At 48.0% G+C, this 25,930-nt stretch carries 25 protein-coding genes; 18 read left to right on the top strand and 7 right to left on the bottom strand.

What is annotated here, in order from left to right; all coding sequences use genetic code 11:
- Positions 1-531 precede the first annotated feature (531 nt).
- Together E1919_RS20115 and E1919_RS20110 are read left to right on the top strand one after the other, a co-directional pair.
- The gene (locus E1919_RS20115; RefSeq protein ID WP_162055219.1) at positions 532-1,326 is read left to right on the top strand and encodes an outer membrane beta-barrel protein; all 795 of its coding nucleotides are present in this window, start codon (positions 532-534) and stop codon (positions 1,324-1,326) included.
- A gap of 233 nt (positions 1,327-1,559) precedes the next feature.
- Positions 1,560-2,321, top strand: a complete 762-nt coding sequence (locus E1919_RS20110) for a DUF4184 family protein (protein ID WP_162055218.1) — start codon at positions 1,560-1,562, stop codon at positions 2,319-2,321.
- Positions 2,322-2,651: 330 nt separating this feature from the next.
- Here E1919_RS20110 and fahA read toward each other — a convergent pair whose 3' ends face one another.
- From fahA to E1919_RS20095, 3 genes are all read right to left on the bottom strand, one after another.
- Positions 2,652-3,923, bottom strand: coding sequence for a fumarylacetoacetase (fahA, locus tag E1919_RS20105; protein WP_162055217.1), 1,272 nt, complete (start codon positions 3,921-3,923; stop codon positions 2,652-2,654).
- 800 nt (positions 3,924-4,723) lie between these two features.
- Entirely contained in the window at positions 4,724-4,993 is a 270-nt protein-coding gene (locus E1919_RS20100) for a NifU family protein (protein ID WP_162055216.1), read from the bottom strand.
- A gap of 5 nt (positions 4,994-4,998) precedes the next feature.
- Entirely contained in the window at positions 4,999-6,102 is a 1,104-nt protein-coding gene (locus E1919_RS20095) for an Mrp/NBP35 family ATP-binding protein (RefSeq protein ID WP_162055215.1), read from the bottom strand.
- Positions 6,103-6,303: 201 nt separating this feature from the next.
- On the opposite strand from E1919_RS20095, the gene E1919_RS20090 reads away from it, so the two are divergent.
- The 4 genes from E1919_RS20090 (at position 6,304) to E1919_RS20075 (ending at position 11,264) form a co-directional block, all read left to right on the top strand.
- A complete protein-coding gene (locus E1919_RS20090) occupies positions 6,304-6,519 on the top strand; it encodes a hypothetical protein (protein ID WP_162055214.1) in 216 nt (71 codons plus the stop codon).
- Between the two features lie 69 nt (positions 6,520-6,588).
- Positions 6,589-7,116, top strand: coding sequence for an O-acetyl-ADP-ribose deacetylase (locus tag E1919_RS20085; RefSeq protein ID WP_162055213.1), 528 nt, complete (start codon positions 6,589-6,591; stop codon positions 7,114-7,116).
- A gap of 577 nt (positions 7,117-7,693) precedes the next feature.
- The gene (dnaG, locus tag E1919_RS20080; protein ID WP_162055212.1) at positions 7,694-9,607 is read left to right on the top strand and encodes a DNA primase; all 1,914 of its coding nucleotides are present in this window, start codon (positions 7,694-7,696) and stop codon (positions 9,605-9,607) included.
- A 388-nt stretch (positions 9,608-9,995) separates the two neighbouring features.
- Positions 9,996-11,264, top strand: coding sequence for a bifunctional 3,4-dihydroxy-2-butanone-4-phosphate synthase/GTP cyclohydrolase II (locus E1919_RS20075; RefSeq protein ID WP_162055211.1), 1,269 nt, complete (start codon positions 9,996-9,998; stop codon positions 11,262-11,264).
- A 100-nt stretch (positions 11,265-11,364) separates the two neighbouring features.
- Here E1919_RS20075 and E1919_RS20070 read toward each other — a convergent pair whose 3' ends face one another.
- On the bottom strand, positions 11,365-12,882 hold the full coding sequence (locus tag E1919_RS20070; RefSeq protein ID WP_162055210.1) for a hypothetical protein: 1,518 nt from the start codon (positions 12,880-12,882) through the stop codon (positions 11,365-11,367).
- A gap of 237 nt (positions 12,883-13,119) precedes the next feature.
- Here E1919_RS20070 and E1919_RS20065 point away from each other — a divergent pair, with 237 nt between their 5' ends.
- From E1919_RS20065 to E1919_RS20050, 4 genes are all read left to right on the top strand, one after another.
- Entirely contained in the window at positions 13,120-13,845 is a 726-nt protein-coding gene (locus tag E1919_RS20065; RefSeq protein WP_162055209.1) for a hypothetical protein, read from the top strand.
- A gap of 145 nt (positions 13,846-13,990) precedes the next feature.
- A complete protein-coding gene (locus E1919_RS20060; protein WP_162055208.1) occupies positions 13,991-14,593 on the top strand; it encodes a hypothetical protein in 603 nt (200 codons plus the stop codon).
- A 110-nt stretch (positions 14,594-14,703) separates the two neighbouring features.
- On the top strand, positions 14,704-15,297 hold the full coding sequence (locus E1919_RS20055; protein WP_162055207.1) for a hypothetical protein: 594 nt from the start codon (positions 14,704-14,706) through the stop codon (positions 15,295-15,297).
- Between the two features lie 258 nt (positions 15,298-15,555).
- Positions 15,556-16,230 (top strand): hypothetical protein, encoded by a 675-nt coding sequence (locus E1919_RS20050; protein WP_162055206.1) that lies wholly within the window; start codon positions 15,556-15,558, stop codon positions 16,228-16,230.
- Between the two features lie 7 nt (positions 16,231-16,237).
- On the opposite strand, the gene E1919_RS20045 is transcribed toward E1919_RS20050, so the two are convergent.
- Together E1919_RS20045 and E1919_RS20040 are read right to left on the bottom strand one after the other, a co-directional pair.
- Positions 16,238-17,008, bottom strand: a complete 771-nt coding sequence (locus tag E1919_RS20045) for an ABC transporter permease (RefSeq protein WP_162055205.1) — start codon at positions 17,006-17,008, stop codon at positions 16,238-16,240.
- Positions 17,008-17,904: an ABC transporter ATP-binding protein gene (locus E1919_RS20040; protein WP_162055204.1), complete on the bottom strand. Its 897-nt coding sequence runs from the start codon at positions 17,902-17,904 to the stop codon at positions 17,008-17,010. Before E1919_RS20040 ends, E1919_RS20045 begins: the two co-directional genes overlap by 1 nt.
- A 120-nt stretch (positions 17,905-18,024) precedes the next feature.
- On the opposite strand from E1919_RS20040, the gene E1919_RS20035 reads away from it, so the two are divergent.
- The 6 genes from E1919_RS20035 to E1919_RS20010 all read left to right on the top strand — a co-directional run bounded on the left by E1919_RS20035 (position 18,025) and on the right by E1919_RS20010 (position 23,220).
- Positions 18,025-18,774, top strand: a complete 750-nt coding sequence (locus E1919_RS20035) for a DUF72 domain-containing protein (RefSeq protein WP_162055203.1) — start codon at positions 18,025-18,027, stop codon at positions 18,772-18,774.
- Between the two features lie 259 nt (positions 18,775-19,033).
- Positions 19,034-19,663, top strand: coding sequence for an HAD family hydrolase (locus tag E1919_RS20030; RefSeq protein WP_162055202.1), 630 nt, complete (start codon positions 19,034-19,036; stop codon positions 19,661-19,663).
- Positions 19,664-19,696: 33 nt separating this feature from the next.
- On the top strand, positions 19,697-20,296 hold the full coding sequence (locus tag E1919_RS20025) for a DUF3267 domain-containing protein (RefSeq protein ID WP_162055201.1): 600 nt from the start codon (positions 19,697-19,699) through the stop codon (positions 20,294-20,296).
- A 27-nt stretch (positions 20,297-20,323) separates the two neighbouring features.
- The gene (locus tag E1919_RS20020; protein WP_162055200.1) at positions 20,324-21,124 is read left to right on the top strand and encodes a YdcF family protein; all 801 of its coding nucleotides are present in this window, start codon (positions 20,324-20,326) and stop codon (positions 21,122-21,124) included.
- 15 nt (positions 21,125-21,139) lie between these two features.
- Positions 21,140-21,790, top strand: a complete 651-nt coding sequence (locus E1919_RS20015; protein WP_162055199.1) for a CPBP family intramembrane glutamic endopeptidase — start codon at positions 21,140-21,142, stop codon at positions 21,788-21,790.
- 233 nt (positions 21,791-22,023) lie between these two features.
- Positions 22,024-23,220, top strand: coding sequence for a dipeptidase (locus E1919_RS20010; protein WP_162055198.1), 1,197 nt, complete (start codon positions 22,024-22,026; stop codon positions 23,218-23,220).
- 120 nt (positions 23,221-23,340) lie between these two features.
- Here the strand turns inward: E1919_RS20010 and E1919_RS20005 are convergent, their stop codons facing one another.
- Positions 23,341-23,853 carry a cupin domain-containing protein gene (locus tag E1919_RS20005; protein ID WP_162055197.1) on the bottom strand — a complete coding sequence of 171 codons (513 nt, stop codon included), beginning with the start codon at positions 23,851-23,853 and terminating at the stop codon, positions 23,341-23,343.
- 221 nt (positions 23,854-24,074) lie between these two features.
- Between E1919_RS20005 and E1919_RS20000 the strand changes: the two genes are divergently transcribed.
- Positions 24,075-24,482 carry a Dabb family protein gene (locus E1919_RS20000; RefSeq protein WP_162055196.1) on the top strand — a complete coding sequence of 136 codons (408 nt, stop codon included), beginning with the start codon at positions 24,075-24,077 and terminating at the stop codon, positions 24,480-24,482.
- 369 nt (positions 24,483-24,851) lie between these two features.
- Positions 24,852-25,640 (top strand): PhzF family phenazine biosynthesis protein, encoded by a 789-nt coding sequence (locus E1919_RS19995; protein ID WP_162055195.1) that lies wholly within the window; start codon positions 24,852-24,854, stop codon positions 25,638-25,640.
- Positions 25,641-25,930 lie beyond the last annotated feature (290 nt).

The raw sequence follows: 25,930 nt of genomic DNA, 5'->3' as shown, positions 1-25,930 counted from the left end.
CAATGACAAACAGCTGCCTTACTCTTTTCCCCTTCTTCTTTTGCTTTTAAAGCTACAGACTCAGCCCTTCTTTGTAAAGACTATTTTAGGACTCTTGCACATCCATTCAAAGATAGGATGACAAAAATAACTTAAGTTGACGATATTAAGGCGCGACCTGCCCACGCGTCAGCTCAGGGATGCAACAGGGGCGGCTGAACTGGTAATGAATATTCATCCTGCCAATCCTGCTAATCCTTACAATCTTGAAAATCCTGATTCAGACTAAATGGCAACGATTGGCCAGGGCGCGACCTGTTCGTACGAAGAAATTAAACAATTTCTCCTGTACTCCTTTACAATAATCTGTCGTGCCTCCAGTGTACAGCACAATGCATGAAGTGACACGCTGCTATGCTTCATTATGAGTTTTATTGTAAATGATATGGTATATTTTTTTTATTATCAATAAAACTATATATTTACATCTATAAATATTGTAAACACAGCAATCTGTTTCTTATCCATTCTTCTATCAAGGCTGCAACACCCATGTTTCAAAAAACAAAATTCTTAACTGCGCTCCTTTTTTCTCTTTTGGTTGCAGCAGTTAGTGTAGAGGCACAATCGCACAAGCCCAAGTTTAGGTCGCAGTACAACATTAAAAAAAGGAGTATCTATGGCAGTAAATCAAGCCCTGGGATCTCGTTTATTGCAGGAACAGGTATGTCGGTTCTGAACAGTGACAACAGGGGGCATAACTTTGGCGACGATGGCCTACGACCGTTCAGGAACAATGGCTTTGGGCCAAACGCTAGTCTAGGCGTGATGTATATGTTCACACCTATTATAGGCGTGCTGGGGAGCTTCGACTATAATGGTTTCAAAGCGTCTGAAGGTGAGACTGACAACAAGGATGTTTCCTTTAAGTCACATACCTTACAAGCTTCAGGTTCTCTTGTTGTAAACTTAATTGATGGATACAGTGGCTTTGGAAGTAACAAGCGCAGGAGCATACTGATACCTTACGTGAAAGTAGGATTGGGTGTAGCGCGCTATAAAGCTTCTTCTTATTTCGAGGATGAAAATGGAACACTTCCGGCTTTAAAGGACTATCCATCTGTAGCAGCGGTTGTTCCCATAGGAGCGGGGCTGAATATTCAATGTTCAAAAGAGTTCAGTGTAGCACCGGAAATTAACTTTACCTTCACTTCAACTGATTACCTTGACAACATGGTGAATGAGGCGGGGTATTCAGGAGAGAACGACCATTTCTTGACTGCTTCAGTTAAGGCTTTATATACACCAGACTTTAGAGGAAAAAGATTCCGCAGAAATAACAGATAGCAGTCGGCTAGATTGTATAATTTAAGATGTGAGTATATTCTTGCTGATTTTTTAAAGTAATTCCAGACATAGCAGACTGGATGAGCAACATAAAGAAATTGTAAACATAAAAACCCAAAGAGGGCAAGCTAATCAGTTTGCCCTCTTTGGGTTTTAAGAGTATGTTCGATAACCATTGTGCCTTAGGTGGAGTATCTGTTGAACAGCATCAACACATCCATAGCGTTTAAGCAATGCCGTTTACTTTATCTCATCCTGCCGCTGTTTTACCATTCAAGTATCTGCCTAAAGGGTGGTCTTCTTTAACTGGTCTGGTGATTGGGAGCATGGCCCCGGACTTTGAGAAGTTTTTTAACATGGAAGGTGGCAACAGTTACAGCCATACCTGGGGCGCGATATTCTGGTTCTGTCTTCCTTTGGGGATTATACTTTCTTTTTTATTTCACAGGTTAGTTCGTGATCCGCTAATAGACAACCTGCCTGCTTTTCTGAGAAAACGATTGGCCCGGTTTAAGGAACTGAACTGGTTGGTGCATTTCAAAAAGCACTACTTTATAATTGTAGTCTCGATCATACTTGGGGCTGCAAGCCACCTTATTTGGGACGGTTTTACCCATAGAAATGGTCCGGGGCAAAATCAGTTCGCCATGCTACCCGCAGATGCCGACTTAAGGATAATGTCGCTCCCTCTTTTCTTTGTACTGAATGTGCTAAGTTCAGTTGTAGGGCTGGCTGTTGTGTTATATGCCGTTTTAAGGCTGCCGAGAGAAGATGTTCCCGCGGACAAAACCAATAAGACGGTTGCCTACTGGCCTGTTGTTATGGTGGTTATTTTAGTTATTGTCGCTGTCAGAATTGTAGCTGGATTAAACTTAGAAGAAGTCTTGCGTATGGATGGTGATTTTTGGGATTTTGTCGTCACAACGGTTGCCGCTTTCTTTATAAGCCTTCTCCTTTCACCAGTTATCTTAAAATTGGTTTCTTTTAAAAGATGACGTCCTGCAAAGCCGTTACAAAAATTCCCGCTGGGACTTAAGGCTGTTTCATTTGGTTAAGGCAGCTGTCCCTGTACTGGTCCTCGCTTGCCTCTGGTGAGGGTTTGCAACCCGACAACATTTTTAGACACAAGTTTGAAAACTTGCGCCAGTGAAATAGAGAATAAAATGGCTTTACCGCTGGATGATAGGATAGGCCTATTATTCGCTTGCATTAAAAAAATCACATAACAAAAGGCAGATAATTTCAGCTTCACATTGCCTGTATAGCTTCTTCAGAGGTGTCAGTGCAGCACAACCTGCTGCGGATTTGCAGATCACCCCCTGAAGCTATATAGCTGGTAACACCTTTGTCTTCACCTCGCCAAAACCTATCCTGATGCCGTTGTGTTCGCCATGTGCGCGCATGATGACGGTATCATAGTCATGGATGAACTGGCGTGTGGTGTTATCTGGCAGTAGCAGCGGCTGTGTGCCACGCCAGGTTAGTTCGAGCATGGAACCGTAGGAGCTCCTGTCGGGGCCGCTGATGGTACCGGAGGCATAGAGGTCGCCTACCTGGATGTTGCAGCCATTGCTGCTCTGGTGCGCCAGCTGCTGGTTTATGTTCCAGTAAAGGTACTTGGAATTAGAGCGGCTGATGCTGTGCTCGCTGCCACTTTCCGGCTGTAGCAGCACCTCCAATTGTATGTCGAAGTTTCGGTTGCCCAGTACCTCCAGGTAAGGCAGCGGCTGTGGATCCTGCTCCGGGCCTTTAACCCTGAATGGCTCCAGCGCATCCAAGGTCACAACCCAGGGTGAAACAGAAGAGGCAAAGCTTTTAGCCAGGAAGGGCCCCAGCGGCACATACTCCCAAGTCTGTATATCCCGCGCCGACCAGTCGTTGAACAGCACGAGCCCGAAGATATAATCCTCTGCCTCGTACGTGGTGATGCTTTCGCCTAAAACAGAGTCTTTGCCTGTAATAAAAGCCACCTCCAACTCAAAGTCCAGTTGTTGGGTGGGTCCGAAAATAGGTGCGGCTGCATCCGGCGATTTCGTTTGTCCCTTTGGCCGGTAAATGTCAGTGCCTGATACCACAATTGAGGAGGCGCGGCCATGGTAGCCTACCGGGAGGTGTTTCCAGTTTGGCAGCAGCGCGTTCTCCGGGTCCCGGAACATAGAACCCACATTGGTGGCGTGCTCCATGCTGCTGTAAAAGTCTGTGTAGTTCTGCACTTTTACCGGCAGCAGCATCTCTGCCTCACTTTGTTTCACCAGGCACTCCCGTATTAGGTTGCTGTTCCCGCTGATTTCTGTATTGTTGTTCTGGAGGAGTTCTGAGATACGGTTGCGTACCGCCCGCCACACAGGTTTGCCTAAGGAGATGAAGTCGTTCAGGTAAGGGCGGTGGAATACGTTTGGGTCCAGGTCGATCAGCACAAAAAAATCGTGCTGGCCCAGCACGCACAGGTCCAGGATATACTCTCCGATGGCCACTCCCACACGCGGTGTTCTTTCAGGAGTGGTGAAAATACCGAAGGGTAGGTTCTGGATGGGGAAATCACTGTCAGGGGCTATCTCTATCCAGGAGTGGAGGTCCGGATCGTTTGCTTTGATCATTTTGTCCGTGCGTCAGGTTGTATGTAAATATAGCTTTTTTGCCTTTGAAGGGAAAGTGAAAAAAAGATTTGAAGATTTAAGGATGAGAAAGACCTGATTTGCAGCATTAAGAAAAGCTAAATCTTTTTCTAATACTAACTATTTGCAATGCAACTAGCCAAAAGCGAACTAGAATAGCAGGTTCCCCGCCTTGGACTTTAAAGGGGGCCCCTTCACCCCCAGGAGGGGTAGGGGTGGTTGGACCCGGTAAAGTAGAACGGGGACAAAGAAGTCCCCAGCAGTTTCGTTCCGGACAGAGATGTCCGGAACAGCGGTGAATTTATGTTTGCTATGTCTCTGGTGCTCGTAGGGCAGGTCTGTCCGGACATCGGCTTGTGGGTGAAACAGCGATGACTGAAGTAGTTATGGGTGTCCATCCAACAAATCCTTAAAATCTTGATTCTGCCAGATTGTCTCTGGAACGATTGGACAGACCGCGACCCAATGCCGTTAACTTAAGGAAATACAGTAGCTAAACTGTCATTTCGAACGCTGTGAGAAATCTGAAATATTGCGGGGCCATGAAAAAACCCAGATTTCTCACAGGGTTCGAAATGACAAGATAAAGCTTAAGTTAACGGCATTGGGTCGCGACCTGTCCGTACGAAGACGGGCGAGTATGAAACTTAAAATTTAATTTTAGTTGCTGTTAACACAGACCTCACCTCCGTATAAAAGAAAGAAGCGGGTATGGAAAAACCACACCCGCTTCTTTGTATACACTTACAAAATAGTCTAATATCTAGCTGCTTACATCTCATTTATACTGATAAAGGCATGACATTCACGGCTTCGACGGATTTGATTTCCGGCACAGCCTTTAACACCGACTGTTCAACGCCAGCCTTTAAAGTCATGGCAGACATGGGACAGGAGCCGCATGCGCCTAACAGTTCCAGTTTCAGCACCATGTCCTCGGTTACCTCCAGCACTTTTACATTGCCGCCGTCAGCTTCGAGGTAAGGCCTGATCTGGTCGAGGGCACTCTCTACCCGGAGCATGAAATCTTGATCTATGTTTGTGACTGCCATTATCTTTAGCTTTTAATTTCTACAGGTTTTGTTTTGGCTACCGTGGCGTTGCGAACCGATACTTGTTGCGCCACAGCCTGTGCCAATTCCTTGAAAACACCGGAAGCCGGGGAATCGTTCTCTAAAACCACAGGAGTTCCGGCATCGCCGCTCTCCCGGATGCTCTGCACAATTGGCACCTGGCCTAAAAGTGCTATCTCATATTTCTCAGCAAGGGCTTTGCCACCACCTTCGCCAAAAATGAAGTATTTGTTTTCAGGAAGCTCAGCAGGCGTAAAGTAAGCCATATTCTCCACTACACCAAGCACTGGCACGTTTATCTGCGGCTGGCGGAACATTTGCAGGCCGCGCACCGCATCAGCCAAAGCCACTTTCTGCGGCGTTGTTACGATAACGGCACCCGTTACCGGCAAGGCCTGTACCATCGTCAGGTGGATATCGGAGGTTCCCGGCGGCAGGTCCAGCAGCAGGTAGTCCAGTTCACCCCATTCCACATCAGAGATAAACTGGCGCAGCGCTGAGCTGGCCATCGGGCCGCGCCAAACCACGGCACCGTCTGCTGGTGTCAGGAAGCCAATAGACATCATCTTAACGCCATACCGCTCTACCGGCATGATATAGTTCTTACCGTTATCACCTTGTACCATGTTTGGGCGCTCCTGCTCCACCCCGAACATGGTCGGGATAGACGGGCCGGAAATATCGGCATCAATCAGGCCCACTTTTGCGCCGGACTGTGCCAGGGCAATCGCGAGGTTAGTAGTTACAGTTGATTTACCCACACCGCCTTTGCCAGATGCAATGGCTATGATGTTTTTAACCCCTTTCATTATTTCAGAGGTGTCGCCACGGCCGGAGGTTACCCGTGAAGTCATGTTCACGGTTACGTCGGCCTCTTTGTCCACCATCGTATGGATGGCGGTAACGCAGGCATTGCGGATAAGGTCTTTCAGCGGGCAGGCAGGCGTAGTCAGGATTACGGTAAAGCTTACGTTCTTGCCGTCTACCTGCACATTCTCTATCATGTTCAGCGTCACGAGGTCCTTACCTAAATCAGGCTCCTCTACATAGCTGAGTGCTTTTAATATATCTTCTTTTGTGATTGCCATAGTATAAAGCTTTGCTTTTAGCCCCGCAAAGATACAAACGAAAAACCGCTATTCATAAGCGAAGGCCTTTAGAGTGTAACAAGCTGTGGTATGTATTAGTTTGCCGCTGGCCATCAGTAAATTATCTCTCCTGCTGATGCAACGGTACAGCGGATAGCCGGGTCTTTTATTTGATTGTATACCCGCTGCACTAACTTAGCTATGGAAAAAGAACATTCAGAAGGATTTGGCAGTCTCTTGCTGCTGTTACTGGCTCTCTTCGTCATCATATGCTGCCTGGAACTGGGCAGTACAGGCAATAGTACAACGGCAGCTAAGGCAGGGGCACAGGAAGAGTTTATTCCTGTGCCGGATTCACCTGCCACTGCTGCGCCGGCCTCAGCTAAAGTTGCTCTAAAGCAGCGGCTCATCCTGTAAACCAGCAGTCATAGCTTCTTCTTCGACTTTGCCAGCTATTTGCCGTAGTGGAGAGAAAACATTTATACTATGGCAGGCACAAAAATAGAAGTACAACAGGGAGATATTGCTAAAGTAGAAACGGACGCTATTGTAAATGCCGCCAACAACAGCCTGTTAGGCGGTGGCGGTGTAGACGGTGCCATTCACAGAGCAGGCGGCCCCGCTATTCTGGAGGAGTGCAAGCAGATACGGGCGCGGCAGGGTGGCTGCCCCACCGGCGAGGCTGTTATCACAACAGGAGGCAAGCTTCCCGCCCGGTACGTGATACATACCGTTGGCCCTGTCTGGCATGGCGGCGACAAAGATGAGCCGGAGCAGCTTGCCAACTGCTACAAAAACAGCCTCCGGATTGCCTCTGATAAACAATTGCAAAGCATCGCCTTCCCCAACATTAGTACCGGCGTGTACGGTTACCCTAAAGACAAAGCCGCCCAGGTAGCGGTGCAGGCGGTAAATGACTACCTGCAGCAACACGACACCAGCCTGCAGCAGGTGGTATTTGTATGTTTTGATGCAGAGAACAGGAAGCTGTATGAGGAGATGTTGAAGGGGTAAGCTATGAATAACTTCATTTTACAGGAAGCATATAAAATGAGTAAGTGCGAAGCCTGTTTATTTTCTATACCATTCACATAAATTTCCTTTTATAGCACCGCCCCTTTGTTATTTTTCACTTTCCGTCAGCACGGAGTGAAGTAGTTTCCAGTCTTTGGGTTGAGCGCCTTTGGAGATTTTTGGTGCCGCTCGCGCGGCAGCGCCTTGGCGCAAAAAACGCCCAGCGCGATGCCCAAAGACGAGGCCTCTCGGGCTTGAGAGCTCAGAGAGAAACAATGCAACTATAGGTTAGATGCCACTGTATGAACGGTCGCAACGGCAGCTTAGGCAGATTACATATTTGCTGTTTGAAAGTATTATACTTCCCATGCCTTAATACGGACTCTTGTAAAAAAAACTTGGTAGAGGAGAGGTTAAGTCTTTGCAGCTTACCAACAAGATTCCCACGGGAAACAGTGGAAGGCGTTTTTACGGCAACCACGCCTGCTGCGTATCCCAAAACTTTCAGTTATTTAAAATTCCGTTACTCCAAATTAGCGAAACCCTTATCTTTGTCTTCCGCTAATACCCTTTGCCCATGTCCCTGATCCCGAAAGAAGTTGTTGACCAAGTGCTAGTCCAGGCCGATATTACGGAGGTGGTGGGTGATTTTGTGTCGCTGAAGAAGAAGGGTCAGAACATGTGGGCCTGCTGTCCTTTCCATCACGAGAAATCCCCGTCTTTCTCAGTATCTCCGGCAAAAGGCATTTATAAGTGCTTTGGCTGTGGCAAGGCAGGCAACTCGGTGCAGTTTATAATGGATGTGGAAGGCACGAGCTTTCCAGAGGCCATTAAATACCTGGCGAAGAAGTACAGCATCGAGGTGCCGGAGGATAATCCGAACCCGGAATATGCAAAGGAGCAGAGCGAGCGCGACAGCCTTTTCATTGTCTCTGATTTCGCTAACAAGCACTTCCAGCAGAATCTGCATGCACACGAGCAGGGCGGCATCGGCATGTCGTACCTGAAGCAGCGGGGCATGAGCGCGAATACCATCAAGAAGTATGAGTTGGGTTATAGCGTGGATGAGTGGACGGACCTGACGGATGCCGCGCTTAAAGCAGGGTATCAGCAGAAATACCTGGAGGCAACCGGTCTGACTATCGCTAAAGAAGATGGCAAGAAGTATGACCGTTTCCGGGGCCGTGTCATGTTCCCGACTCATAACGTGTCGGGACGCGTGGTGGGTTTTGGGGCCCGTACGCTGAAGACAAACGACAAGAAAAGCCCGAAATACCTTAATTCTCCCGAGTCAGATATCTACCACAAGAGCAACGTGCTGTATGGCCTGTTTCAGGCGAAGCAGGCCATACGGATGCAGGACATGTGCTATATGGTGGAGGGCTACCTAGATGTGCTGTCGCTGCACCAGGGTGGTATTGAGAACGTGGTGGCCTCTTCAGGCACCTCGCTCACCGAAGGACAGATAAAGCTGATTGCCCGCTATACAGAGAATATCACGGTGTTATATGATGGTGATGCAGCTGGTATCAAAGCTTCCCTTCGCGGGATTGACCTAATCCTGGAGAGTGGCCTGAATGTGGATGTGGTGACGTTCCCGGAAGGGGAGGACCCGGATTCTTACATCCAAAAAGTAGGAGACACCGCTTTCAAAGCATATATACAGGAGCATTCGCAGGATTTTATATCCTTCAAAACCAGCTTGTATGCCGCCGAAGCCAAAGGCAGTCCGGTAAAAAAGGCAGAGGCGATTCGCGAAATTGTCGCCTCCATTGCCAAAATTCCGGATTCTATTAAGCGCACGGTTTTCTTCCGTAGCTGCAGCCTCATCTTCGATATTGATGAGCAGGTGCTGATCTCGGAGTACAACAAAATGCAGCTGCAGGACCGCCAGCAACAGCAGAAGCAGGATGGGCCGGAGCATTTTATGGCGCCGCCTTTTGCAGAACCCGAGCCGGAGAAGCCGATCTCGGATATGGACATGCTGAAGCGGTACGAGCGCGAAATCGTGCGCATGCTGCTCAACTACCCAAACCGTGTGCTGGAAGAAGGGATGAACACCTGCCAGTATATGCTGGAGCAGCTGGAGGATGTGGAGTTCCGGACGCCGCTCTACGCCCGCCTGATGGATTTGATCAAAGACAAGCTTTGCGACGGGAATCTGGCCACAGCAGAAGACTTCATCAACCACCCCGACCAGGAGATACGCACCGAAGCCACAAACCTGCTCTCAGACCCACACGAGCTGAGCCATAACTGGGAAACACACCATATTTTCGTACCCACTGAATCTGATCTGTTGCCTTATGGAGCCGAGCGGGCCGTGCTACGCCTGAAGTGGCGGAATGTGGAGCTGATGATTAAAGGTGAAATGGAGAAGCTGCGCCTCGTCACAGACCCGCAGGAGCAGATACAGCAGCTCACCTTTATCCGCAACCTCAAAACCCTGCACTGCCAGCTAGGCGACATGCTCGGGATTGTGATCGGGTAAGGCACAATGACCTCGCAGCGTGTGCAGCTCCTGCGAGCGTCTGAACCAGAAGCTTCTGCTTGAAACATATGGCAAATAGTATGGATTTGTCTCTTCAATTCCTAAAAGGAAAACCTCAAAGAGGTTAGAGGATTCTTTACCTGAGCAACAGCTATATTGTACCAGGCACTCGCAGAAGCTGCGCACGCTGCGAGGTCTTCGGCAAAGTGCTACTCCTTCCTTCTGTTAATCCCTGAATCCTAAGAGTCCTGGACAACTAAATCCCCCTTAAAAGTGTTGATCAAATAAAAAAGGGAAAGCCGTTTAAACTTTTTAATTTTGCATGGCTTTTACTAATAGATCAATAGCCGGGGCTGCTACCTATGCAGTGCAGGCACAACAGAAATATATGGAATCCAATACAACAAATGATAGCAGGCCTTTAGACTCTATTGAGTCTGCTATTGAGGATATACGCCAGGGCAAAGTGGTGATTGTGGTAGACGACGATGACCGCGAAAACGAAGGCGACTTTGTGTGTGCAGCCGAGAAAATAACCCCTGAAATCGTAAACTTTATGGCCACACACGGCCGGGGGCTCATTTGTGCGCCACTTACAGAAGAACGTTGTGATGAACTGGGGCTGGAACTGATGGTGGGGCGAAACACAGCTCTGCACGCCACACCTTTCACCGTATCGGTGGATTTGATTGGCCATGGCTGCACGACCGGTATCTCTGCCTCCGACCGTGCCAAAACCATTCAGGCGCTCGTAGACCCGAACACCGATCCGCACGCGCTGGGCAAACCGGGCCATATTTTTCCGCTTAAAGCAAAAAAAGAAGGGGTGCTGCGACGCTCCGGCCATACCGAAGCAGCGGTAGACCTGGCACGCTTAGCCGGACTCGCACCAGCTGGTGTGTTGGTGGAAATCATGAATGAGGATGGTACGATGGCCCGTCTGCCTGACCTTTTCCGGGTGGCTGACCGCTTCAACCTGAAGCTTATTTCCATAAAAGACCTGATTAAGTACCGGCTGCAGAAAGAGAGCTTGATTGACCGTGAAATTGCGGTGCAAATGCCAACCGACTTCGGGAATTTCGATTTATATGCCTTTACGCAGCGTAGCACAGGTGCCAAGCACCTGGCACTGGTAAAAGGTACCTGGGAAGAGGGCGAGCCTATCCTGGTGCGGGTGCATTCTTCCTGCGTAACCGGTGATATCTTCGGTTCATGCCGCTGCGACTGCGGCCCACAACTGCACGAGGCCATGCGCATGGTTGAGAAAGAAGGGAAAGGCGTGGTAGTCTATATGAATCAGGAAGGCCGCGGCATCGGCCTGATAAACAAACTAAAGGCCTATAAGCTGCAGGAGCAGGGACGCGACACAGTAGAAGCGAACATTGAACTGGGCTTTGCCATGGACGAGCGCGATTATGGCGTAGGTGCACAGATACTACGTGACCTGGGCGTGACGAAAATGAGGCTGATCTCCAATAACCCTAAGAAGCGTTCCGGCCTGATGGGCTACGGCCTGGAAATTGTAGATCGGGTGGCGATAGAGATTTTCCCAAACGAACATAACCAGCACTATCTTACAACAAAGCGGGATAAACTGGGCCACGAAATTTTGCAGTCTACTACCATCAAGCATCAGTCTAACCTGAATCAACAGTAGTATAAATCCTGAGAAGGAGCGTTTATTCGTAATTCTCAGGATTTTTTTTAGGTACCTGCTGTGGCTGCGTCTGTTTCATGGTCTGCTCTATGCCTTCAAATTAATGTTTTGTCTGGGCCAGTTCTAACAGCACATCGTAGTAAGGGCGCCGCAGCATCTTGGATTTCAGCCAGGCGTAGAAGCTCATAGCTTGTATGTCGGTGCCTTCAAAAGAGGTGAACTCCAGTGTGTTCTCCACACTCTGCACAAACTCAGTGCGGTATACCTCCTCCGGAAAATCGATCATGTGCTTGATGAGTTGCAGGTAGTGTTTCACGTTTCTATAAGCAGGCTCCTGCAGAAGGGCGCTGAAGGTGCGCTCAAACCCCCTTATCTTGTTCAGTACCAAATCTTCATTGCCTAGTTCGTATTGTATAAGGAGCTCACCGAGGTTCTTTTTGAGCACCCATTCACGGCCCATTTTTCCTTCGCACCACTTATCGGAATGGTTGATGTTCAGGAGCACTTTATTGGCTTTTGAAAAAGCGCCCTGTGCAAAATAGTTAAAGCTTAATCCCAACTGGGCCGTCAGCAGATCCTTTGTGCCTAGAATCGCTGAGTTCTTAAAGAGCAGGTTTTCCATCAACTCGATGGCTTCCTGTATCCGGAACAGGAACACCAGGTTGGCAACCATCAGGAAGGTATAGCGCGGGTAAAACAGCACATAGTGGCTTTTGCCTTCTCCGCTGATGCCTTCGTGCAGCAGTCCCAGGTAGTGCATTGATTCCCGAAACTTCTTATTGCGGTACAGCACGTGAGCAATCATATACAGCAGGCTTGCCTTGTAGTATTGGTGCGCTTTCCTGAAACCATATTTCTGTTCGGCTTCGTGGTACTGGGCAATGATGTAGGGTTCAAAAGAGATGAAGTCTTTACGGGCCAGAACGGCGCTTCTAGCAATAGAGAGCAGCTTGTAAAGGAGCGAAGGTCGCTTGCTTACCGCCTCTGTGAGCCCATACGTTTTCAGCACCTCCTGTATGATGTTGTTAAAATACAGGTCGCTGCCCTGGCGGCGCACAGCCTGCAGGCGCTGGCTGATAATGCTGCTGGCAATGTTGGCCCGCTCTTCTTCGTCGGCTGCCAGTTTGTTCTGGTTGCGCTTGCTGATGATCAGATCCAGGATGTCGGCAAACTCACTGTCGGCTTTTTCTATCTGAAGATTGTACACCATGTTCAGCAAGTCATATTGCTCGTTTGTAGTGGCCAGTTTCTCCGCTTTGCGCAGGTAAGTCCAGGCCAGTTTATCTGCCCGCATGTCAAATAAATAGTGCGCCAGCGACAGCATACCCATAATAGGAGAGGCAGCTGTAATATCCTGCTCTACGCGCTTTAAGAGTATAAAATTGGTGATGTGGCGCATGAGCCGCTTACGGAGCGCATAGTATGCCACTGGGTTAGGGTCATCCGGGTAGAGGCGCTGAATAACTTGCTCCGGCTTATAGTTTTTCTTCTGTTGCAGGAGCTGGAATAGCTCCAGGTCCTTCCGGTGCTTTTTCTTTTTCTCCCGCTGTATAAACACAGCTAATTCGCGCTTGTCATCATCAGAAAAGGTATCGAGCGTAATCTTCAGGTCATCCATTTTGTTTGCAGCAGTTTTTATAGGCTTTTGGCTACTTCAGTGTAAGATAATCTAAAATATTAAAAGTCTGATAACTATAGTATAAAATGCTGTAAAATAGATAGATAGAGTCTGGTTATTTAATGTGTAAAAGTCTGATATTATTGTAATTAGGCTTTGTTAGCGGCTGGTGCCCGGCTACCTTTAGCACAAGGAATAAGACAAAATATTTTACATCAACCTCATACTTATACACAAATGAAAAAGCTGTTTTTAACCTTAAGTGCGATGTGTGCATTCATGCTGTGCCAGGCACAGGATATACTTGTAAAGCGGAATGGAGACGAACTACAGGTAAAAGTACAGGAAATTACTCCCCTCCTGGTCAAATACAAGCGTTTCGATAACCTAGAGGGGCCTATGATATCTGTTTCGAAAGCAGAAGTGTTTATGATAAGGTATGAGAATGGCACAAAAGAAGTTTTAAATGAGGCAGCCCGGTCTGCTGCCAATGCACCCGTCTACCAACCAGTACAGGTGCCACAGGAGCAGCAGGTACTCAAGCTTTCGGGACCAAGAGTAGGTTTCACTGTGCTGAGCGAGCGCTATGCCGATAATATTATTGAGGAGTTTGGGAGGGATATAAATCCTTTTATTACGCAGTTCGGGTGGCAGTTCGAAACCCGGATCTTTACGTTGGATAGCGGCATGTCCGGGCTGTTTGAGTTCGTGCCACTGGTGGGTGGTCTGGAACAAGGCAAGTTCCTGCCCAGCGTGAGCGGCCTGATAGGGCTTAGAACAGCAAAGGGTTTTGAGTTTGGAGTTGGCCCGAACGTGTCGCTGGGCGGTGCCGGACTGGTCATGGCGATTGGTACTAATTTCCAGAGTCAGGGCATTAACTTTCCGGTAAACCTTGCAGTAGCTCCGTCAAAAGACGGTGCCAGGTTCAGCCTGCTGTTTGGCTTTAACGCACGAAAGTATTAAGTATCTTATTCATTCATAATTACCTCCCCACTTACCTTTAAGTGCCGGCTTTCACCTGGTACTGCAGGTCGTTTCTACCAGACCATACGTCCAACGTGGTCAGTGCCTCAACATCATCAACAAAATAAACATAAAGCTCAACGATATGAAACGGAATTTAATTTTAATCATATTAACCCTTGTGCTTCAGAGCGGCTTTGCACAGGATTACATAGTGAAGGTAAACGGGGACGAGATACCAGCACGTGTGCTGGAGATCACAGCCGGAGATATTGTGTACCACCATCCGGATTCTGCAGAAGAACTGGCCTCCCGCATTCCGAAGGTGGAGGTATTTATGATCCGGTTTGAGGACGGGACAAAGGAAGTGTTTACACAAAGACTGGCGGAAAAGGATACGGCTGCAGTGGAAGTACTAACGCCGGACCAATTATACCTGTTGGGCAGACAGGACGCCTTACAATATTACAAAGGGAACGGTACGATGTGGGGCTCAGCCGCCGCCACAGCACTGGTCTTCCCTTATGGTTTATTGGGAGCTGCAGCACTGGGGGTAGCCCCTACCGACGTGTATCAGAACAAAGTGTCAGACACAGCACTGCTCTCACACCCGGAGTATGTATGGGGTTATGAAAAGCAGGCGAAAAAGAAAAAGATTAAGAAGGCGCTGGCAGGAGCAGGTATAGGTTCCGCCGTTGCAGTGACAGTATACGGCATATTTTTCGCTTCATTTATGGCCATGTATTAGGGGCTTCTACAAGTTACCTGTTCTTAGCACGAGGATAAGGAATAGTGTACTGCCACTAAGCACCAGTGTTGCTACCCCACCACATTATCTCATTCATTTAACTACATTACATGAAACGAAACCTGATTTTGATCATGCTTACACTCGTGCTACAGAACGCCCTGGCACAGGATTATATCTTAAAGGTGAACGGAGACGAAATACCGGCGCGGGTGCTGGAAATTACGCTAGAGGAAATACTGTACCACCAGCCGGACTCCTCCGCAGCAGCGGTTCTGCGCTTGCCAAAGAAAGAGGTGTTTATGATCCGGTTTGAGAACGGGACCAAAGAAGTATTTACTGAAAACCTGCCAGGTAACGAAGTAGTGACAGCACAAGCACTATCACCTGACCAACTCTACCTGTTAGGCAAGCGGGACGCTATACAATACTACAAAGGAAACGGGGTGTTATGGGGCTCCGCTGCCAGTGCGCTTATCGTTCCGTATGGCTTAGCTGGTTCTGCCGTTCTGGCTTTTACGCCACCAAACGTTCATCAGAACAGGGTATCAGACATGGTATTGCTCTCTTACCCGACATACGTGAAGGGTTACAAGGAGCAGGCAAAGAAGAAAAAGATAGGGAAAGCAGCTGCAGGTGCAGGAATCGGAACATTGGTTGGCATTGCTGCAACTGTCGCTATCGTTTTAAGTACGTGGCAATAAACTAAAACTTCCTGTACAGCTGCCAGTTTGTAATACCGGAGTGCCCTTGCCTTTTCCCTGAAGGTTAGGGTTTCTGGTTTTATGGCTAGTCTTGAAAATCCAGACTTTTAACAGCATGAATACGTAGTTTGTAGAGTTTTATACTTAAACTCAATAGGTTAAGTAACTTTTATCGGAAAAGAAGCATACTAACTTGTAAGAGTTTGTAGAATGAGTCGCGTTCTGCGACATGTGTAGAATTTATAAATATTAAACCACATGAAAAAGAGTTTAACCATGCTTGCGCAGGTGGTGTATGTGGTGATTGCTGTAATGGTACTTTCACTCGATGCATCTGCGCAATACCGTCCTGAAATTGATGTGCAGGAATGGCCAGCCGGGAAGGTTGTGCTCACTACCGGAGATACAATTTACGGGCCTTTAACATTTTACCGGACACAGGAAGTGATTAATGTGCATAATGAAGATGGTACTATCAGTGCGTTTTCTCCGGTAAACGTACAGTACTTTGTAGCGCAGGAGCAGCCCAGTAACAGACCCTATATTTTCCAGACACTGATGTGGGACATGGGCCGCGACTATACTGACTTTAAAAAACCCACCTTTTTTGAGCAATTGAATCAGGGGCCGCTTACCCTTGTGATGCGGGAAAAGTATGTTCGCCGCGATGTGCAATATGCCAGCAGGCAAGGCTACTATGCTGATCCGTATTTATACCCGATGGGTAATAATTACATAAACCAGGTCGACGAACTCTACTACGTGCTCTTACCGGATGGAGAAATCGTAACACTGCGCAACGTGCGAAAAGATTTGCACAGGCTGTTCGGGAAGAAATCCAGGCAGGTGAAGAAATTCGCTAAAAATAAAAAACTGGACTACAGCAAACCGCACGAGCTGATCGCCATTGTCAACTACTTCAATTCTCTGTAAAAACTACCTACAGGTCGCGGAGTCTGAGTACATAGTAACTGAATAGCCAGAAAAGCGCGATGTAAACAACGGCCAGCAGAGTTGCCAGGGCTGGTGAGAGCACTTCAGATGGTGTTGTGATTTGGTCGAGTACCTCCTGCAGCGGCATTGGCGTCAGGCCTCCCATTACCTTCATGGGCATATATTTGTCTATTGCCTCTGGCAGGCGAAAACGAATGAGGGGCTCCACAATGATGGTATAAGCAATAAAACCCACGATGGCCAAGCCACTTTTCTTGATCAGAAAGGCAAACAGCATGGCCAGTGTCATGTATCCCACCGACTGCACAAAATAATAGAAGAGCGCCTCTATCTGCCCGAAGATGGCCGATAAAGAACGTTCGGTGCTGTAAAGCAGGCCGAAGTACAGGCCCAGTAGCAGCAGGAAGAGAGTGCTTATTGCAGCAAGAGTTAATATCACGTAGAACTTGGCCATCACCAGCTCTGCCCGGGAAAGGCCGTCAATCACCTGCTGCCGTAGCGTCCGGAAGGAGTATTCGTCTGTTATCAGCACAATAATGAGGATGCTGAACAGCAGGTTAAAGTAGCTGGCGATGTAGGTGAGGCGCTGCCAGAAAGCAGGCAGGCGGTACATGGTGTCTCCTAGTTGCTGTCCGTTCACGGTTACCTGACTGCTGGCGTACAGAAAGAGCGTTAACAGGATGGCAAACGTGGCCAGAATCACCCACACCGTACGGTAAGGCAGTATCTTGTGCAGCTCTATGCGGAGTAAGTTCATCAGGATTGTTTTTTAATGATTTCCAGAAACTGAGCTTCCAGGCTCTTGCGTCGCACCGTTAGTTGCGTCAGCACAATGCCTGCGTCAAACATCGCCTTGTTCACATCCGCGCTGCTAAAGTTATCCTGCAAGGAGAGGTGCACCAGGTCACGGTCCGGCTGAAATTTTTCCACAAAGGGCAGTTGCCGCAGCACCTCCAGCACACGTGCCGTATCGGGCGCGCTGATGATAATTTGGTCCTTGGCAGAGAGAATGGTGCTTACCGGTCCTTCGGCCCGCAGCACACCGCCCTGTAGCACCGCCACATGGGTGCATACCTTCTCTACCTCATCCAGCAGGTGGCTGGCCAGGATGATCGTTTTCCCTTCAGAAGCTATGCTAAGTATAAGTTCCCTTATTTCGGCTATTCCCTCTGGGTCCAAGCCGTTTGTCGGCTCGTCCAGTACCAGCACCTCCGGGTTGTTGAGAAGTGCCGAGGCAATAGCCAGACGCTGTTTCATGCCCAGCGAAAAGCCTTTAAAGGTCGTGTGTTTCCGCTCTTCCAGCCCTACGATCTGCAGTACCGGATTGATGTTAGCGTTGCTTACCCCTTTTATGGTGGCAACTATCTCCATGTTTTTCCGGGCGGTGAGGTAGGGGTAGAAGTTGGGTGTTTCGAGCAGGGCGCCCACACGCTGCTTCGTGCCCCGGGTAATTGCCTGGCCAAACCATGTAAAGCTGCCGGAAGTAGGCCGGATCACATCCAGCACCATTCCTAGTGTGGTGGTTTTGCCGCTTCCATTAGGCCCCAGAATGCCGTAAATGCTTCCCTGCTCCACCTTAATGGAAAGGTTATCTACAGCCTGTATGGAGCCGAAGCGCTTGGAAAGATTGTTACTGTCTAGTATTACTGTCACGTGAGTCTCTGTATCATCTGCTGCGAAGCTGTTTTACTTGAATATAGAGAACAGGAAATACAAATAAAAGGAATCCGCAGAATTAACTACGCAGCCACTGCCTTACGTATTGCCTAAACCATGGCACTACACGATAACTTATACATAGGCACCTCCGGCTGGAGCTACCGCTGGCAGGGCGTCTTTTACCCCGAGGAAATCAAGTCTGCGGAGCGTCTGAGCTATTATGCCTCACGTTTCAACACCACAGAACTGAACAGCAGCTTCTATCATTTCACGATGGCAAAAACAGTTGAAAAGTGGCTGAACGAGACACCGGAATCCTTTAAGTTTGCAGCCAAAATGCACCAGGAGGTCACCCACAAGCGCCGCTTAGTAGACACAGAGGCACCAGTGGAAAAGTTTATGTCACGTTTCCTGGCGATGGGGGAGCGGCTGGGGCCGGTTCTAATCCAGTTGCCAGGCAGCCTGCACTTTGATTTTGGTGTGGTGGCTGATTTTTTTGATATGCTGCGCGGGAAATATCCTGCCCCGGATTTTGCGCTGGAGGCACGGCATAAGTCGTGGTTTACGCAAGAGGCGCAGGACTTGCTGCACGAATATGCTATAACCTGGGTGATTACGAGTGGCGGCAAGCGTTTTCCCTGTCTTGAAGCCACCACTACAGACACAATGTACCTGCGCCTGCACGGCGACGAGAAGCTGTATGCTTCCGCCTACACCGACGAACAGCTGGAGCGTTACGCCTTTATGATTCACGATTGGCTGCTGGATGGCAAGCAGGTGTGGGTATACTTCAACAACACCATCCTCGGAAACGCCGTCTTCAATGCGGAGAAGTTGCGGGAGTTGGTAGTGAGCATGCAATAGCGACGGCTGTAACAGCATTGATAATATTACTGGCTAGCGGAGGAGGACTTATAGCACCAGATTATGATTGACATTAGGTGTTTCTGAAATACCTTACCTTTGAGAGTTGCTAACACCAGGAGACGGCACGTATAAACCACACATGCCTATACTGCGTCTTATGACCAGCATGTTCCTTGTGAGAGCATACAACAGCGGCGGGAGCCTTCGGATCATTAGAAGTAGGTCCTGCCTTACATAACACTTAGATAATTTCGACATGAACCAAAATACTGACGCACTAATTTTTGACCTGGACGGCACCCTATGGGACTGCACACCTGCCATTGCCGAAGCCTGGAACGCTACCATCGACCAGTTTGATTTTGTAGACAAGAAGCTTACTGCCGACGACATTCGCAATGTTGCAGGAATGCCGCATGATGATATCTATGAAAAACTTTTCCCGGACCTGAGCCCGGAACAGCGACATAAATTGCAGAAAGTGAGCGACCAGTTGCAGATGGAGAAACTGAAGGAGAAGGGCGGTGAGTTATACCCACAGCTAAAGGAAACATTGGAGCAGTTACAGGAAAACTACAAACTCTTTATCGTGAGCAACTGCCAGGTTGGCTATATTGATAATTTCCTGGAGTTTCATCAGCTACAGCACTTCTTCACCGACCATGCCTGCTACGGAGACAAGAACAGACCCAAAGGAGAAAACATCAAGGCTGTTATCGAACGCAACAACCTGAAGGATGCAATATACATAGGCGATACCAAAGGCGATTACGAGGCGAGCCAGGTTGCGGAGGTGCCATTTGTGTTTGCAAGGTATGGCTTCGGAGAAGTGGCGGCTGATGTACAAAGCATCGATTCATTTGCTGACCTCCGGAAACTGTTTTAAGTGCCAGCTCAGGCAGGTAAAAGCTATAGACAGATGACAGGTGTCGCCATGCCCGAAAAATCTTACAGGAAAATAGAGCTTGCTACTACGGCTACAGAAGCTAACGTGCAGGCACTGGCTTTTGCCCTGCCCGTCATGCTGGTGCTCCTGGTGCCTTACGTGCTGCTGTGGCCGGAGCAATTTTCGTCTGAAACCATAGAAGGCCTGGTGAAGGTATATGGTGGTCGTATTCTGTTCCTGCCGTTCCTGATGATGCTCGTTTTTATACCTGGAGCAGTGGTGCACGAACTACTGCATGGCCTCACCTGGGCTGCTTTTTGTAAAAATGGCGTCAGTTCAATCAAGTATGGTATTCACTGGAAAGCCCTTGCACCTTATTGCCACTGTGAAGAAGTGCTGCCCCTGAAGCAATATATCATCGGGGGCATGATGCCCGGTGTGGTGATGGGAGTCCTGCCTGCGGTAACTGGTATGTTTTTCGGGAATCCCTGGGTATTCTTTTTCGGCCTTTTCTTTACATTGGCCGCTGCCGGCGACATGCTGGTGCTTTGGATGCTTCGCCACTGCCAGTCCACTGATTTAGTGCAGGACCACCCCGACAAGATTGGCTGCTTTGTACTTCGTAAAGAATAGATTTAAAACTCAGGCTGATATTTTGCCATGCAGAAAGTGCAATACCACCTCTCTCTGTTTAACACCCTCATCCCTTTCCTGGCGAAAAGGGACATCGACAGTTTGACGGAAGCAGCGCTTCAAAAAGAGTATAGCATACCACAAGCCGACCTCTTGATTCTGCTGGGCAACAGTAGCCTGAATGTAGCAGAACAGGCGGCAATAGCCTATCAGAAGGGTTTGGCAAAAGAGTTGATGATTTGTGGCGGCATTGGTCATTCCACCATGTTTCTGGAAGAAAACATAAAACGGCATCCGGTATACAAGAATGTATGGACAGGAGGCAGAGCAGAGGCCGACATGCTGAAGGACATCTTTGTGAAGCACTGGGACATAGAGGAAAGCAGTATTATAGTAGAAAACCAGTCCACCAACTGCGGCAGCAATGCCACAGAAGCGTATCAGGTGCTGGAGAAGCTACAGAGAAAACCTCAAACTATACTACTCCTGCAAGACCCGGTGCTGCAGCGCAGAAGCCAGGCCTCTTTTGAGAAAGTATGGCAGCAACAGAAAAATGCAGATGTGCAGTTTATCAGCTTCGCTGCTTTTGTTCCGTTGCTGAAGTTGAAAGAGGGGGAATTAACCTATATGGATGGGGCGCACCGCGAATTCTGCGGGATAGACAGGCTGTTTTCTCTGCTAATGGGAGAAATTCCAAGGCTTTGGAACAACGAAAACGGCTATGGTCCCAAAGGGAAAGGCTTTATTACGGCTGTGGAAATTCCGGCAGAGGTTGAGGCCGCTTATGAGGCATTGATAGCACTGTATCCTGAATATATTCGTGTTTGAAACCCTATGTATCGTATGCTTGAACCGAAGATACTGGGAAGCAAAAGTCCGTTTCTTTTTAGCTTCCTGATTTTGCCTCTCACCTTTGCGGCCTTCTTTTTCCTGCCCCAGCTTTTAGGTAAAACAGTTGGCTACCTTGCCAGCTTCTGCATTTATTGGTTGTATTGCCTGCTGCATGGCGTGCAACTGAAAGGAAATAATATGGCGAAACTCTACACATGGCCGCCACTTAACAGGCAGAACGTTTTACTCCTGTTCCTTTGCTTTGTACCGGCTGTAGGTGCTTTTTTTGCAGCTTTTCTGATAACATACTCTCAGCTCAACAGTACGCTGTATTTTATACTTGTCGCTGCGGCTTTAGTTAATGGCTTTGTAGAGGAATTATACTGGCGTGGAGCTTTTATAAGCCGCTATAAGCAACACTTATGGCTGGCATTTATTTTTCCAACTCTCCTTTTCGGCCTCTGGCACATTTCTGTGTATGCTGCTTACGGCATCACATACCAGGGTGGATTCCTGCCATTGGTAGGCGGAGCCTTTTTCATGGGCTGCCTCTGGGGCTATACAGCCTACAAACAGCAGCGTGTGCTCGCGCCAACTATGGCGCATATCCTCACCAACTTCTTCGCTTTCTCTGGTTTGATTGTAGACAACTGGGTCAGGTAAACTGAAAAGAATTTGCTATCTTGGTAACTCTGCTATTAGGCTAGGGTTGAGAATTACATGAATTCTTATACTATAGAACTTTTACCCACACCGGCCGAGAAGAGGAGTTTCTGCAATAGCTAGAGTTCCCCCCTAAGAGGGACAGTAGTGGGTTCTATTTTATAGTTATACCCTGCGCATAAAATCATGCGCTTACTGAGCTAAAACACAACAGCCAAAGACGGACTAAATACATGACAAACAGAAAATCGCTAGCCAAAGGCGTGGCACTTGCAGCCTTACTTTTGGGCTATACCTCCTTACAGGCACAGAACTACAAAGAAGTGCACGAGCAAGCTGTTGTAGTGGACACGCATAATGATGTGCTGATTAATATACTGGAGGGATTAGACATAGCTGATAACCTGAAAGGCAAAACACATTCTGATTTAGCCCGGTTTAAAGAAGGCGGAGTGGATGTGCAGGTTTTCTCTGTATGGAGTGACGAGAACTACGGGAAAGGAAAAGGCTTCGCTTATGCCAACAGGCAGATAGATTCACTTTACGCGGTGGCGGCCCGCCATCCTGATAAAGTGATGATAGCTAAAACACCTGCTGACGTGATGCAGGCGGTGCAGCAGCAGAAGTTGGCTGCTATGATTGGGGTGGAAGGTGGACATATGATAGAAGACAACCTCAGCTACCTCGACAGCCTCCACCGCCGTGGTGTCCGCTACATGACCCTTACCTGGAATAACTCTACCTCCTGGGCTACCTCTGCCATGGACGAAAGCAGCGGCAAAGTGCCAAACCCCAAAAAAGGCCTGAACGATTTCGGCCGGCAGGTGGTGCAGCGCATGAATGGACTGGGGATGCTGGTGGACCTGAGCCATGTGGGGGAGCAGACGTTCTGGGATGCCATGGAGACTACTACTAAACCGGTACTGGTATCGCATAGCTCTGTGAAAGCCATCAGCCCGCACTTCAGAAACCTGACCGATGAGCAGATAAAGGCTGTAGGGAAAAACGGGGGTGTCATCAACATAAACTTCGAAGCAAGTTTTGTAGACCCTGATTTTGGTAAGCGACGGCAGCAATTTATTTCCCGGCACCAGGCAGAGGTAGACTCTTTAAAACAACTGAATTGGTCAAGCTATGCTATCAACAGTTGGTTAGTTAAAAAGTATCCGAAAGAGGCCGCAGCCATGCGCCCATCTTTGTCGCTACTGATCGACCACTTCGACCATATCGTGAAGTTGATAGGCGTAGACCATGTGGGCCTGGGCTCTGACTTCGACGGCATTTCCTCCACACCGCAGCAATTAAATGGGGTGCAGGATTTTCCTGTCATCACAAAAGAGTTGCTGGCAAGAGGCTACAGCGAAGAGGATGTACATAAGATTTTAGGAGGAAATTTCCTGCGCCTACTTCATGAGAATGCTAAATCATAGCATCAGGAATAATAAAGGAGAATTCTCTGAAAGCCGCACGTAAGACATCAGCACGTTTGTTTATTTTTTAGTCCCGGCGGGACTTTTGCTTGATACCAGGTAAAAAGTAGGCTTGCTGTTCTATTGCTTCCAGTGCAGCAGTAGCGGACCTTCTTTACCCGCTACAGGATCTGCACCGGGGAGGGGCACCTGCTTTATATGCTGTTTCTTTTCTTCCATGTCGTCTTCCTGGGTGCAGATGTCATAGTTTTCCTGCCCGCCGGGGTAAGCGCCTACCACACTAAAATCAGAGGAGGCGCTCTTGCGGCAATGACCGGTGCCAGCAGGCAGCACCACCATATCACCTGCCTTTACTTCTACTTCTTCCCCTCCTGGCCCACCGAAAACGATAGTAGCCGAACCTGCTGCCACGCCTAACACTTCATGCGATTTGCTGTGGTAATGGTGATAGTCGTATACGCCATTGGTCCAGCTACCGCGCCAATTGTGCTGTGCAAAGGCCTCTTTAAACTGGTGCTCCAGGTTATTGCTGTCAGCGAATACCTGCCGGTAAAGCAGGAGGGGCAATTGCTGGTTGTTAGGGATGTTGCCGTCCGGCTGGAGGTGCAAAGGAGTTACGGTTTGTTCTTTCATAATATAGTGGCTTTATGAGAGATAGTACCGGAGCGGTTAAAGATTTGTTTGGCTCTTTGCTGGTGCTATTTATCTGGATTTGAACAGAAGGAGAGACTGGAAGACCTTTAACTTCGGAATTGTCCGGAAATATTGCTTACTTCATGGTTTGAAAAAGAGGGGATTGCAGGAGGAGGTTTAAAATAAATCTATACATTTAACAGCGCGTTAAAATAAACTATATGAAAAAGCTATCCAGAAGGTCGTTCCTTGGCAACAGTACTTCTTTATCCCTTGCCGGTTTCTTTGGAGTGATGCCGGCTTTAGGCAAGCAGAAACAGAAAGGCGATTTTGTCCATCATGTTTATTTTTGGCTCAAGAATCCTGGTTCTGCGGAAGATAAAGCGAAATTGATAGAAGGCCTGAATACCCTGAAAAGCATAAAGGCCATACAACTGGCACGTATAGGTGTGCCAGCCAGCACCAACCGCGATGTGATTGAAAGAGGGTATGACGTTTCCTGGTTATTGTTCTTCAATAATCTGGAAGAGCAGGAAGTGTATCAGAAGCATCCAATACACCTGAAGTTTGTAGAGAACTATTCTCACCTGTGGGACAAGGTAGTGGTGTATGATTCTGTGGATGTATAACCAAAAAGCATAAACAGTAACAAGAAGAGCCACCGCTGAGGTGGCTTTTTCTGTTACTGCTTGTTGCAACTGACCTAATCCAAAAAGAGTGGGTTTGTAAAAACTACCCCTTTAAAGGGGTAGGGCCGTTTCATTCTCAAGTTTTTACTGCTTTAATTATGGCGCGTATGGCGCGAGCGTCTTCGCTCGTGTTTACTATTCTACGGTCTCTGGCCGCTTTCATTAATACCAACTATAGGCCGCGTGATATCATTCACGAGCCAGGAGTCTCGCGCTACGAAAGATGTAGAATGAAACAGCCCTACTTCAAAGGGGGCAAAAAAGTTGACCCTGTATTAACATCAATAATGAATCGAACATATTAAACAGATGGAAAAAATAAAACTATACCAGATAGATGCTTTTACAGACAAAGTGTTTCATGGCAATCCTGCTGCTGTATGCGTACTGAATGTATGGCTAGAGGACAAGGTAATGCAGCAGATAGCTGCTGAAAACAACCTGGCAGAAACTGCTTTTGTGGTACAAAACGGGAGCGATTATGAAATAAGATGGTTCACCCCTACGGTGGAAGTAGACCTTTGCGGGCACGCCACTCTGGCATCAGCATATGTGTTGTTTTACTTCTATAACCATCCTACGAACACCATCAACTTCCAATCGCGTAGAAGCGGGCTTTTGACAGTGGACAGAGAGGGAGAGGAGCTTACACTAGATTTCCCTGCAGATGTGTATAAGCAGGTAGAGGCACCGCAGGCGCTGATAAGTGCTTTAGGCGCTACACCGGCAGAAGTCTACAAAGGCAAAACTGATTATTTGCTGCTCTTCCATACCCAAAAAGAAATAGAGCGTTTGGCACCTGACTTCAGAATATTGGCATCCGTAGAAGCACGCGGCGTCATTGTGACTGCCCCCGGCGATGAAGTGGATTTTGTGTCAAGGTTTTTCTGCCCTCAGGTTGGTATCGACGAAGACCCGGTAACAGGCTCTACTCATACTACGCTTACCCCATTCTGGAGCCAAAAGCTGTACAAAAAGGTGCTTAGCGCCAAGCAGGTTTCGGCAAGGCAAGGTGACCTGAGGTGTGAGTTTCTGGGAGACAGAGTGAAAATAACTGGCAAGGCAGTAGCTTATTTATCCGGTGAAATAGAAGTGTAGGAGGGGTATTCTTTCAAGAAGATAACTCTCTATATATGATAAGTACTAATTTTTAGAATAAATAGGATCTATGACGCATGTTCTGAAATAAAAGGATAAGTCTAACTGTGGATATGGTATTCAACCTAAGGGAATTACATAAAATGACAGATGACCAGGAAGCCGTTTCCATACATAGTGCACATAAGCTGAACAACTCCGCTTATACTATAGTTAGGCGTAAGGCAAAACAAAAATAAGATCTTGAAGTAAAAATTATTAAATTTATTTACTGTTTACGAATTATATAA

It is taken from the genome of Pontibacter pamirensis (assembly GCF_010015475.1).
In the GTDB taxonomy this organism is placed as follows: Bacteria; Bacteroidota; Bacteroidia; order Cytophagales; family Hymenobacteraceae; genus Pontibacter; species Pontibacter pamirensis.
This window is presented reverse-complemented; position numbering and strand designations above follow the sequence as displayed.